This window comes from Bradyrhizobium sp. 1200_D9_N1_1 (genome assembly GCF_052075915.1).
Taxonomy (GTDB): Bacteria; Pseudomonadota; Alphaproteobacteria; order Rhizobiales; family Xanthobacteraceae; genus Bradyrhizobium; species Bradyrhizobium diazoefficiens.
In genome coordinates, this window is record NZ_CP197226.1 from 2,611,665 (window position 1) to 2,621,119 (window position 9,455).

The window sequence follows — 9,455 nt, forward strand, 5'->3', positions numbered from 1 at the left end:
AACAATGAGTCTTCGCCAAACCTCTCCCTGGGGGTATGGGTCCCGGCCTGCGCCGGGACGACGACTGAGTGTGCGGCACCGCTCCGAACCTTGCTCCTACGAACGCGACGCGGCGGTGAACACCGCCGACTGCGCCTCGAACGCACGCCTGAACGCCGGCCGGGCTTCGCCGCGGGCGACGTACGCGGCGATGTCAGGGTATTCGTCCAGCAGGCCGGAGGTGTTGAGCCGGCGCAGCACCGTCACCATCATGAGATCGCCGGCGCTGAACGCTCCGTCGAGCCAGTCGGCATCGCCGAGGCGACGGGACAACTCGCCGAGCCTGGTACGGACGCGATCCTGCAACATGGGCAGGCGCGCCTCGTACCAGCTCTTGTCGCGCTCGAACAGCATCGCCATTCCGAGCTCGACGATCGGCGGCTCCAGCGTATTGAGCGCGGCAAACATCCATGCAATCGCGCGGCCCCTCGGATTTGCCTCGAGCGGCAGCAGCCCGGCATGGCGCTCGGCGAGATGGAGCACGATCGCGCCCGATTCAAACAGCGCGAGATCGCCGTCCTCGAAGGTCGGGATCTGCCCGAACGGATGCAGCGCAAGATGCGCCGGTTGCTTCATCGCCGCGAACGAGACGAGGCGGACGTCGTAGGGCTGGCCGACTTCCTCCAGCGCCCAGCGAACCCGCATGTCGCGCGCCTGTCCCCTGCCGCGGTCGGGCGAGCTTTCGAAGGCGGTGATGGTGGGCATCGGGGGGCTCCGGGGTGGTGGCGTATTGTCCAGAGGACGAACGGGCCGGGTGGGTTCCGACAACCTATCGCGTTTTCTGGCGCGTAGGATGGGTAGAACAAAGCGAAACCCATTGCCTACGCGCGTTGACCGTTTTGCGACGTGATCCACTTCGCCAGGTCGCTTTGGATCGCTATACTGCCAATCTCAGCAGGATGGTGCCCCCATGGCGAGAGAATTGGAAGGCAAGGTTGCCGCCGTGACCGGAGCCGCGTCCGGCATCGGATTGGCGAGTGCCGAGGCGATGCTGGCTGCGGGCGCGCGCGTGGTGATGGTCGATCGCGACGAGGCTGCGCTGAAGGCGCTCTGCAACAAGCACGGCGACACCGTGATCCCGCTGGTCGTCGACCTGCTCGATCCAGAAGACTGCGCAACGCTGTTGCCGCGCGTCTTGGAGAAGGCCGGCCAGCTCGACATCCTGCATGCAAACGCAGGCACGTATGTCGGCGGCGATCTGGTCGATGCCGACACCATGGCGATCGACCGGATGCTGAACCTGAATGTCAACGTCGTGATGAAAAACGTGCACGACGTGCTACCGCACATGATCGAACGCCGGACCGGCGACATCATCGTCACGAGTTCGCTGGCGGCGCATTTTCCGACGCCGTGGGAGCCGGTCTATGCGTCGTCCAAATGGGCGATCAACTGCTTCGTCCAGACGGTGCGGCGCCAGGTCTTCAAGCATGGCATTCGCGTGGGCTCGATCTCGCCCGGCCCGGTCGTCAGCGCGCTGCTCGCGGACTGGCCGCCCGAGAAGCTGAAGGAAGCCAGGGACTCGGGAAGCCTGCTGGAAGCCAGCGACGTGGCCGAGGTCGTGATGTTCATGCTGACGCGGCCGCGCGGCATGACCATTCGAGACGTGGTGATGTTGCCGACCAATTTCGATCTTTAGGGCGCATGCGCGGGTGACGGTGTCCATTCCTCATGGTGAGGAGGCGCGAAGCGCCGTCTCGAACCATGCAGGCCCCATCATCTCGCCCGCGGCCATCCTTCGAGACGACTGCGGAGCCTGTCATCGGGCCGCGCATTGCGCGGACCCGGTGGCGGTCTCCTCAGGATGAGGTCTGTGGGTGTTGAACGTCCAGCGCAGCAATCCACGCCGCCAGTTCTCGCCACGGCTCCAGCGTCCAATGCCCGGACGCAGCACCGGACGGCGAGGGCAGCACGAACACCTCAGGCCAGCTTCCATCCCGCGGCTGCCGCCCCAGCGAAATCCCGCTCGACGGCCTGCCGTAAAACAAGCTCGCCGCTTTCTTGCTCGTGAACGCAATCGTCCTCGGCCGATACTTCTCGATCTTGGCCCTGAAGCCGGGCACGTCGATCGTGTCAGTCGCGATCTGGTGATCCATCCCGGCGCCGGTCTTGGAGAGATCGGTGAAGCCGATCCCGAGATCGAGCAGCGACGCGAACTCGCCCGGCTGATAACGCCGCGGCGTGATGCCGGCCTCATGGATCGCGCGCCAGAAGCGGTTGCCGGGATGGGCGTAGTAGTGCCCGAGTTCGGCCGAGCGCGTAGAGGCGGCGGTGCCGACGAAGACGAGGCGGAGGTGGGGGCGGAGCTGGTCGGGGAGGCGGTGGGGGGGCGTCGCGGGCACTTCAACCGTCCGTGAGTCTGTCCTAGGTGGGTTAGCTGCTCACAAGAGCAGTTGCTCAACGCACGACTGGCGGGGTGCATACCATCCAAATCCTTGCAAAAACTCACTCGGTCGATCGCTAGACCAAACTGCTTCCAACGATCAGGATTTTCCAATAGTCGTAAATACTCCCCAAATGCCAAATCATCTGGGCCTTCGATCTGTCTGGAGCTGTCATTAGGATTGCGAATAGCTGCCAAATCTTCGGAAGAGAAGCGCTCGGCAATTAGGTTGCGGAGGAGATTCTCAATTTCTCCGAGAAGAAGAAATGGCTCAGCGAGCAACTGAAATTGTTCGCTTAGATCGCTGGCCGTTATGATTCCGCTAATTTTATTGTCCTCGCCTCTCACCAATACGTATTGATGTGTCACGATGATGGGAATCGCATCAAAGATGGAAAAGTTGCTGCGGATTTCGTGATGTTGCTCCATGAAGTCTCGGGCCCATTCGCTGGGTGATTTTGACAAAGCTAGTCGAGACCCGATGGTTGCCCAAGTGATGACACCTTTCACCTCCCTCTCGTTCGACATGACCGGAATCTGCGAGAAGTTTTTCAGAAGCAGAAGAGCTACCGCCTCGGCTAAAGATCCATCTGGCTTTATGCAGACCACGGGTTGATTTGCTGGGGCCAATTTACTGATCCGGTATGTCGGGTCTTCCCGAGCCCAGTCAGAGCTTGAAGCTCGTGCATCTATGAGCGGTGGGATTTCCTCAGCGCTCGTGGCTTCAACACTGTCACTCACTATGATTGTAGGCTCAGCGTCGTTTGCATCGGGAGCGATCTGTAGGGGCGAGTCGATATAGTTCGCTTCAAAATCTGGTGCGGTTTGAAGCTTGTATCTTTCCAATTCCCGACGGATTTGCTGAACTGTTCGATAGCCCCGTCGTTGGGCACCAAACCAAGATAGAAATTCTCGCGTTGTGACTGGCGGTGGGACTTTGCCACTACCCAGTTCTTCCGAAATTTTTGCCAAGTACAGATTCATAAGTCGAGCCCCACAGGTTGTTAATGCAACCTATGATATATCTTGGCCCGATGGTAGCAATAGCATTCGAAGAGGTCGGGGCTTTGCCCCGACCTGGGTCTCAATAAATGCAGAGCACTAACGCCCCCTCACAACACCCGGTTACTCTCCTTCACCTTCTCCGCATCCAGATAAACGCTGCTCCCCATCTCCTTGAACTTCGCGCTCATCTGCTTCATGCCGTCCTCGGCGGTGCCGCTCATCGACATGCCGATCGAGTTCGGATCGTTCAGCGTCGCCGCGTAGTCGCGGACATCCTGCGTGATCTTCATCGAGCAGAATTTTGGGCCGCACATCGAGCAGAAATGGGCGACCTTGTGGGCTTCCTTCGGCAGGGTCTCGTCGTGGAAGTTCTTGGCGGTGTCGGGGTCGAGGCCGAGGTTGAACTGGTCGCTCCAGCGGAAGTCGAAACGGGCGCGGGACAGCGCGTCGTCGCGGAGCTGGGCGGCCGGGTGGCCCTTGGCGAGATCGGAGGCGTGGGCCGCGATCTTGTAGGTGATGACGCCGGTCTTGACGTCGTTGCGATCGGGCAGGCCGAGATGCTCCTTCGGGGTGACGTAGCAGAGCATCGCGCAGCCGAACCAGCCGATCATGGCCGCGCCAATGCCTGAGGTGATGTGGTCGTAGCCCGGCGCGATGTCGGTGGTCAGCGGTCCAAGCGTGTAGAACGGCGCCTCGCCGCACTCCCTAAGCTGCTTGTCCATGTTGATCTTGATCTTGTGCATCGGCACGTGGCCGGGGCCTTCGATCATGACCTGGCAGCCCTTGTCCCACGCGATCTTGGTCAGCTCGCCGAGCGTCTCCAGCTCCGCGAACTGGGCGCGGTCGTTCGCGTCCGCGATCGAGCCGGGGCGCAGGCCGTCGCCGAGCGAGAACGAGACGTCATACTTGCGCATGAGGTCGCAGATCTCGTCGAAATGCGTATAGAGGAAGCTCTCCTTGTGATGCGCCAGGCACCACTTCGCCATGATCGAGCCGCCGCGGCTGACGATGCCGGTGACGCGGTTGGCGGTGAGGTGGATGTAGGACAGGCGCACGCCGGCGTGGATGGTGAAATAGTCGACGCCCTGCTCGCACTGCTCGATCAGCGTGTCCTTGTAGAGCTCCCAGGTCAGCTTGACCGGATCGCCGTTGCACTTCTCCAGCGCCTGATAAATGGGAACGGTGCCGATCGGCACCGGCGCGTTGCGCAGGATCCATTCGCGGGTGGTGTGGATGTTGCGCCCCGTCGAGAGGTCCATCACGGTGTCGGCGCCCCAGCGGATCGCCCACACCATCTTCTCGACCTCCTCCTCGACCGACGACGTGACGGCCGAGTTGCCGATATTGGCGTTGATCTTGGTCAGGAAGTTGCGGCCGATGATCATCGGCTCGAGTTCTGAGTGGTTGATGTTGCAGGGGATGATGGCGCGGCCGCGCGCGATCTCGGAGCGGACGAACTCCGGGGTGATGAAGGCGGGGACCTCGGCGCCAAAACTCTCGCCGTCGGCGAGCGCTGCTTCCGCGCGCTCGAGCTGCTCCTTGCGGCCGAGATTTTCGCGCGCGGCGACGTAGATCATCTCCTTGGTGATGATGCCGGCGCGGGCGAATTCGAGCTGCGTGATCTTGTGGCCGTCGAGGCCGCGCAGCGGCTTGTGATAGGCGCTGAACGCGCGCGCGGCCTTGTCGGTGGAGAGGTTGCCGTTGTCCTCCGGCTTGACCTGGCGGCCCTCATATTCCTCGACGCCGCCGCGCTCCAGCACCCATTGCTTGCGGTTGCGGGCAAGGCCGGCGTTGACGTCGATGGTCACGGACGGATCGGTGTAGGGGCCGGAGGTGTCGTACACCGGCAGGTTCGGCTCGCCGGCGCCTTCGGACAGGATGATCTCGCGCAGGGGCACCCGCAGATCGGGGGCCGCATCGGGCGAGGCAAAGATCTTGCGCGAGGAGGGCAGCGGGCCGGTGGTGACGGCGGGGACGGTCTTATCGGGGTTGGAGCGGATGTTCATGGGATCCTCCGGTTAATTCGTTGATGTCGCTGCGCGAGAGGCAAATACCGCTGTCATCCCCGCCTAGTGCGCAATTGCGCACGGGGGGCGGGGATCCAGTATTCCGAGGCGGTGCGGCTAGAGTCGAGAAGCTGCGGCGTACTGGATCGCCCGGTCAAGCCGGGCGATGACAGTGGAGTGTGGGGTGAGAGAGCGTGCATCACGCCGCCTCCTTCGACTCGCCGAGCCATTGCCGCACCCGCGCGTCGGGGTCGGCATTTTGCGTGACGTCGCTGACGACAGCGATGGAATCGGCGCCCGCGGCAAAAATCTCCGCGGCGTGCTCGAACTTGATGCCGCCGATCGCGACCAGCGGGATGGTGCCGATGCGCTTTTTCCATTCCGTGATCTTCGGAATGCCCTGCGGCTCGAAGCGCATCGACTTCAAGGTGGTGAAGAAAATCGGGCCCAGCGCGATGTAATCCGGCTTGGCGGCGAGCGCGGTCGCAAGCTCGGCGTCGTCATGGGTGGAGATGCCGAGCGACAGACCGGCCTCGCGGATGGCCTTGAGATCGGCGTCGGCGAGGTCCTCCTGGCCGAGATGCAGATACTTTGCGCCGGCGACGATCGCCGCGCGCCAGTAATCGTTCACCACGAGCTTGGCCTGCGTGCCCTCGGTGATGGCGAGCGCGTCGGTGACGATCTGCAGCGCTTCGGCGTCGTTCAGGTCTTTCGCGCGCAGTTGAATCGTGCCGACGCCGAGCTTGGTCAGGCGCTCGACCCAGGCGAGGCTGTCGACGACAGGGTAGAAGCGATCAGGATACGGCATGCCAGAACGGGGTCCCAACGACAGGGGTGGAGGGGGAGGCGAAGTCGCGGGCGTTCATCAGCCCGGCCTCAAAGGCGGTGCGGCCGGCCTCGACACCCAGGCGGAAGGCATTGGCCATGGCGACGGGATCGGCGGCTTTTGCGATGGCGGTGTTGAGCAGCACGGCGTCATAGCCGAGCTCCAGCGCCTGCGCCGCGTGGCTCGGCGCGCCCAGGCCGGCGTCGACCACCAGCGTGATGTCGGGCAGGCGGTCGCGCAAGAGCTTCAGCGCATCGCGGTTGGTGATGCCCCGGGCCGAGCCGATCGGCGCGGCCCACGGCATCACCACCTTGCAGCCGGCATCGACCAGGCGGTTGGCGACCGAGAGATCCTCGGTGCAATAGGGGAACACTTCAAAACCGTCCTTGATCAGGAGGCTTGCTGCCTCAACCAGGCCGACGACGTCGGGCTGGAGCGTGTCGTTGTCGGCGATCACTTCCAGCTTGATCCAGCTTGTGCCGAACAGTTCGCGCGCGAGCTTTGCGGTCGTCACCGCCTCGCGCACGCTGCGGCAGCCGGCGGTGTTCGGCAGCACGGTGACGTCGAGCTCGCGGATCAGATTCCAGAACGCATCGCCGGTCTTGCCGCCGGCGGATTCGCGACGCAGCGACACGGTGACGATGTTCGAGCCGGCGGCACGGATCGCTCCTTGCATGATCGCCGGCGAGGGATAGAGCGCGCTGCCGATGAGGAGGCGCGAGGCGAAGGTTTTGCCGTAGAAGGTCACCATGTGCGAGGTGTCTCCTCAAGTTCAACTGTCGTCCCCGCGAAGGCGGGGACCCATACCGCGTGATTTCTCTTGGGGCATGCGGGGAGAGATCGGCCGCCATAACCGCTCCCTGTGGTTATGGGTCCCCGCCTTCGCGGGGACGACAAGTGGAGAGAGTGTGCTATCATCCCATCACCCTCCCTGCCGCGGCGTGATGATCTCGATCTCGTCGCCGGCCTTCAAGCTCGTCTCGGCCCAGCGGCCTTTCGGCACGACGTCGTAGTTCAGCGCGATCGCGAAATGGGTGCCTTCGTAGTCGAGCTCGGAGAGCAGCGCGTCCACGCTGACGGAAGCCACCTCGCGCTGCTCACCGTTGATGATCACAAGCATTGCACGATCACCCGCATTGCATCACCTCGTTGTCGATCTGGCCGCGCTGGACGTATTGCAAGGTCAGCTCGGCGAGCGCCGGCGCGATCAGGAAGCCGTGGCGGTAGAGCCCGTTGACGGCGATCTTTTCGCCGCGAATGCCGATACGCGGCAGATTGTCGGGGAAAGCGGGGCGAAGGCCCGAGCCGAACTCGACGATGCGCGCCTCGCCGAACGCCGGGTGCACGGTATAGGCCGCACCCAAGAGCTCCAGCGCCGAGCGCACGCTGACGCCGGTGTCCTCGGCCTCGATCGAGGTCGCGCCGAGCATGAACAGGTTGTCCTCGCGCGGGATCACGTAGAGCGGCCAACGCGGATGGATCAGCCGCACCGGGCGCGCCAGCTGCACCTCGCTCGTCTCGATCAGGATCATCTCGCCCTTGACGCCGCGCAGGTCAGGCTGCTCGTCGCGCGCGGACAGGCCGCGGCAGTCGATCACGATGCCGTCGAGATCGGCGGCGCTGACGTCGCTGGAGAACTTGATGGTGCCGCCGGCGGCACGGATGCGCTCGTGCAGCTTCGGCAGCACGCGGCGCGGCTCGACATGGCCCTCGGTCGGGAAGAATAGCGCGTCGCGGAAGCGGCCTTCCAGCGACGGCTCGAGCTCGGCAAGGCCGGCGGCATCGAGCCGGCGGTGCTCTTCGGTCATCCGGGCAAAGCGTTCGAAATCGTTGCGCTCGCGCGGATGGGCGACGACCAGGGAACCGTTGAAGGGCGTGTCGGGCAGCTCGCGCCGCCAGATGTCGAGGGAGCGCTGGCCCAGCCGGCTGATGATGGGTTCGGCGACCTCGGCCTCGCACCAGGGCGCCAGCATGCCGCCGGCCCAATGGCTGGTGGAGTCCATCATGTCAGCGTCGCCGCGCTCGTGCAAGGTCACGGCGTGGCCGGCCTGCGCGAACAGCAGTGCCTGCCAGGCGCCCGCAATGCCTGCGCCGATGATGGATACCGCGGATTCCGCTCGCTTGGTCGTCTGTAACATCCCTGTCCCTTCGCCGGCATGACCCGGATCAGGTTCAAAGGGTCACCGCGGTCCTGGGCGGATTTGCCCATTTAGCGGTATCTCAGCTCCTCCTCGGAGCACCCCTCGGAACGGTGCCAATGTATGCCAGCGGGGCGGGGTGGTCAACGCGTTAGCCACAGGGCAGTCATTCCGGGGCGATGCGAAGCATCGAGCCCGGAATCTCGAGATTCCGGGTTCAGTCCTGCGGACTGCGCCGGAATGACAGCGGTTAGTGTGGAACCTGGGCCCGCGCGTTGCGGACGCGCTGGGCGAGCTTTTTGTGCGGCGTGGTGCCGAACATCGGCTGCGGGTTGCCGTTCGGCTCCAGCCAGGCCTCGTTGCTGGCCTCTCGTACCATCTGCTGCGCCGTTTCCTGGCGCTGCCGCTTTGCAACGTAGTAATAGCCGCCCGCGAAATAACGCACGGCTCGGGCATGGTCGCCATTGGCGGCGCGATAGGCGCCGGCGAGGTATTTGACCGCGTAAGTGAGATTGGTGTTGGGATCGCGCAGGCCGGCGGCATCGCCGGTGTAGCCGACGCCGCGGGCGGTCGCGAGCTTGATCTGCATCAGGCCGATGGTGCCGCCATGGCCGACGAGGCCGGGCTGATAGCGGCTTTCGCGCATGATGACGCGATGCACCAGCGCTTCCGGCACGCCGTTGGCGCGGGCATGGGCCGCGACCATCTCGGCGTACTCGGCTTCACCCGCGAACGCGGCCTGCGGCGACACCAGTCCGGCCGCGATGAGCGCGGCGACACGTAAAATTTTCATCAGATATCCCTGACGTCCCTGAGCGACCTGCGCCCGGCTGTTGTTATTGTTTGAGCATGATCTGTTCGGAAAACCGCGGTGCACTTTTCCGGATCATGCTTTAGGACTCCGGAACACGGCGATGATGTGACCAAACGCCGCCGCTGACGATTTTGCGGCGCCGAGCCGCTGTTACGACGCAATGCTGGCGTAGCTGAGCTTCGGGGCGGACGACCCCCGCTCGCGACAGCACGTCTGTCTATTCGCGCGCAGACGCGAAAGCGAG

9 protein-coding genes, 1 pseudogene and 1 riboswitch are annotated in these 9,455 nt (G+C 63.8%); of the genes and pseudogenes, 1 reads left to right on the top strand and 9 read right to left on the bottom strand.

What is annotated here, in order from left to right; all coding sequences use genetic code 11:
• Window positions 1-96 precede the first annotated feature (96 nt).
• Entirely contained in the window at window positions 97-744 is a 648-nt protein-coding gene (locus AB5K84_RS12625) for a glutathione S-transferase family protein (protein ID WP_028176298.1), read from the bottom strand.
• 205 nt (window positions 745-949) lie between these two features.
• Here AB5K84_RS12625 and AB5K84_RS12630 point away from each other — a divergent pair, with 205 nt between their 5' ends.
• The gene (locus AB5K84_RS12630; protein ID WP_028176297.1) at window positions 950-1,678 is read left to right on the top strand and encodes an SDR family oxidoreductase; all 729 of its coding nucleotides are present in this window, start codon (window positions 950-952) and stop codon (window positions 1,676-1,678) included.
• 160 nt (window positions 1,679-1,838) lie between these two features.
• On the opposite strand, the gene AB5K84_RS12635 is transcribed toward AB5K84_RS12630, so the two are convergent.
• From AB5K84_RS12635 to AB5K84_RS12670, 8 genes and pseudogenes are all read right to left on the bottom strand, one after another.
• Complete coding sequence (locus AB5K84_RS12635; RefSeq protein ID WP_441232419.1) at window positions 1,839-2,381, bottom strand: mismatch-specific DNA-glycosylase; 543 nt, start codon at window positions 2,379-2,381, stop codon at window positions 1,839-1,841.
• A 344-nt stretch (window positions 2,382-2,725) separates the two neighbouring features.
• Window positions 2,726-3,406, bottom strand: a pseudogene (locus AB5K84_RS12640) (CBS domain-containing protein); the annotation flags it as partial.
• Between the two features lie 128 nt (window positions 3,407-3,534).
• The gene (gene thiC / locus AB5K84_RS12645; protein WP_441232420.1) at window positions 3,535-5,433 is read right to left on the bottom strand and encodes a phosphomethylpyrimidine synthase ThiC; all 1,899 of its coding nucleotides are present in this window, start codon (window positions 5,431-5,433) and stop codon (window positions 3,535-3,537) included.
• 199 nt (window positions 5,434-5,632) lie between these two features.
• Window positions 5,633-6,241: a thiamine phosphate synthase gene (locus AB5K84_RS12650; RefSeq protein ID WP_028176293.1), complete on the bottom strand. Its 609-nt coding sequence runs from the start codon at window positions 6,239-6,241 to the stop codon at window positions 5,633-5,635.
• Window positions 6,228-7,010, bottom strand: coding sequence for a thiazole synthase (locus AB5K84_RS12655; protein WP_441232421.1), 783 nt, complete (start codon window positions 7,008-7,010; stop codon window positions 6,228-6,230). The genes AB5K84_RS12650 and AB5K84_RS12655 overlap by 14 nt, the downstream gene beginning before the upstream one ends.
• 171 nt (window positions 7,011-7,181) lie before the next feature.
• Window positions 7,182-7,379, bottom strand: a complete 198-nt coding sequence (gene thiS / locus AB5K84_RS12660; RefSeq protein ID WP_441232422.1) for a sulfur carrier protein ThiS — start codon at window positions 7,377-7,379, stop codon at window positions 7,182-7,184.
• A 7-nt stretch (window positions 7,380-7,386) separates the two neighbouring features.
• Window positions 7,387-8,397, bottom strand: a complete 1,011-nt coding sequence (locus tag AB5K84_RS12665; protein ID WP_441232423.1) for an FAD-dependent oxidoreductase — start codon at window positions 8,395-8,397, stop codon at window positions 7,387-7,389.
• A riboswitch (TPP riboswitch) is annotated at window positions 8,386-8,513 on the bottom strand. It overlaps the preceding gene by 12 nt.
• Before the next feature lie 134 nt (window positions 8,514-8,647).
• The gene (locus AB5K84_RS12670; protein WP_060908634.1) at window positions 8,648-9,190 is read right to left on the bottom strand and encodes a lytic transglycosylase domain-containing protein; all 543 of its coding nucleotides are present in this window, start codon (window positions 9,188-9,190) and stop codon (window positions 8,648-8,650) included.
• Between the last annotated feature and the right edge of the window lie 265 nt (window positions 9,191-9,455).

Coding starts and splice junctions, on each gene's coding strand:
- AB5K84_RS12655 (WP_441232421.1), bottom strand. CDS start 7,010: ATGGTGACCTTCTACGGCAAAACCTTCGCCTCGCGCCTCCTCATCGGC.
- thiS (WP_441232422.1), bottom strand. CDS start 7,379: ATGCTTGTGATCATCAACGGTGAGCAGCGCGAGGTGGCTTCCGTCAGC.
- AB5K84_RS12630 (WP_028176297.1), top strand. CDS start 950: ATGGCGAGAGAATTGGAAGGCAAGGTTGCCGCCGTGACCGGAGCCGCG.
- thiC (WP_441232420.1), bottom strand. CDS start 5,433: ATGAACATCCGCTCCAACCCCGATAAGACCGTCCCCGCCGTCACCACC.
- AB5K84_RS12650 (WP_028176293.1), bottom strand. CDS start 6,241: ATGCCGTATCCTGATCGCTTCTACCCTGTCGTCGACAGCCTCGCCTGG.
- AB5K84_RS12625 (WP_028176298.1), bottom strand. CDS start 744: ATGCCCACCATCACCGCCTTCGAAAGCTCGCCCGACCGCGGCAGGGGA.
- AB5K84_RS12670 (WP_060908634.1), bottom strand. CDS start 9,190: ATGAAAATTTTACGTGTCGCCGCGCTCATCGCGGCCGGACTGGTGTCG.
- AB5K84_RS12665 (WP_441232423.1), bottom strand. CDS start 8,397: ATGTTACAGACGACCAAGCGAGCGGAATCCGCGGTATCCATCATCGGC.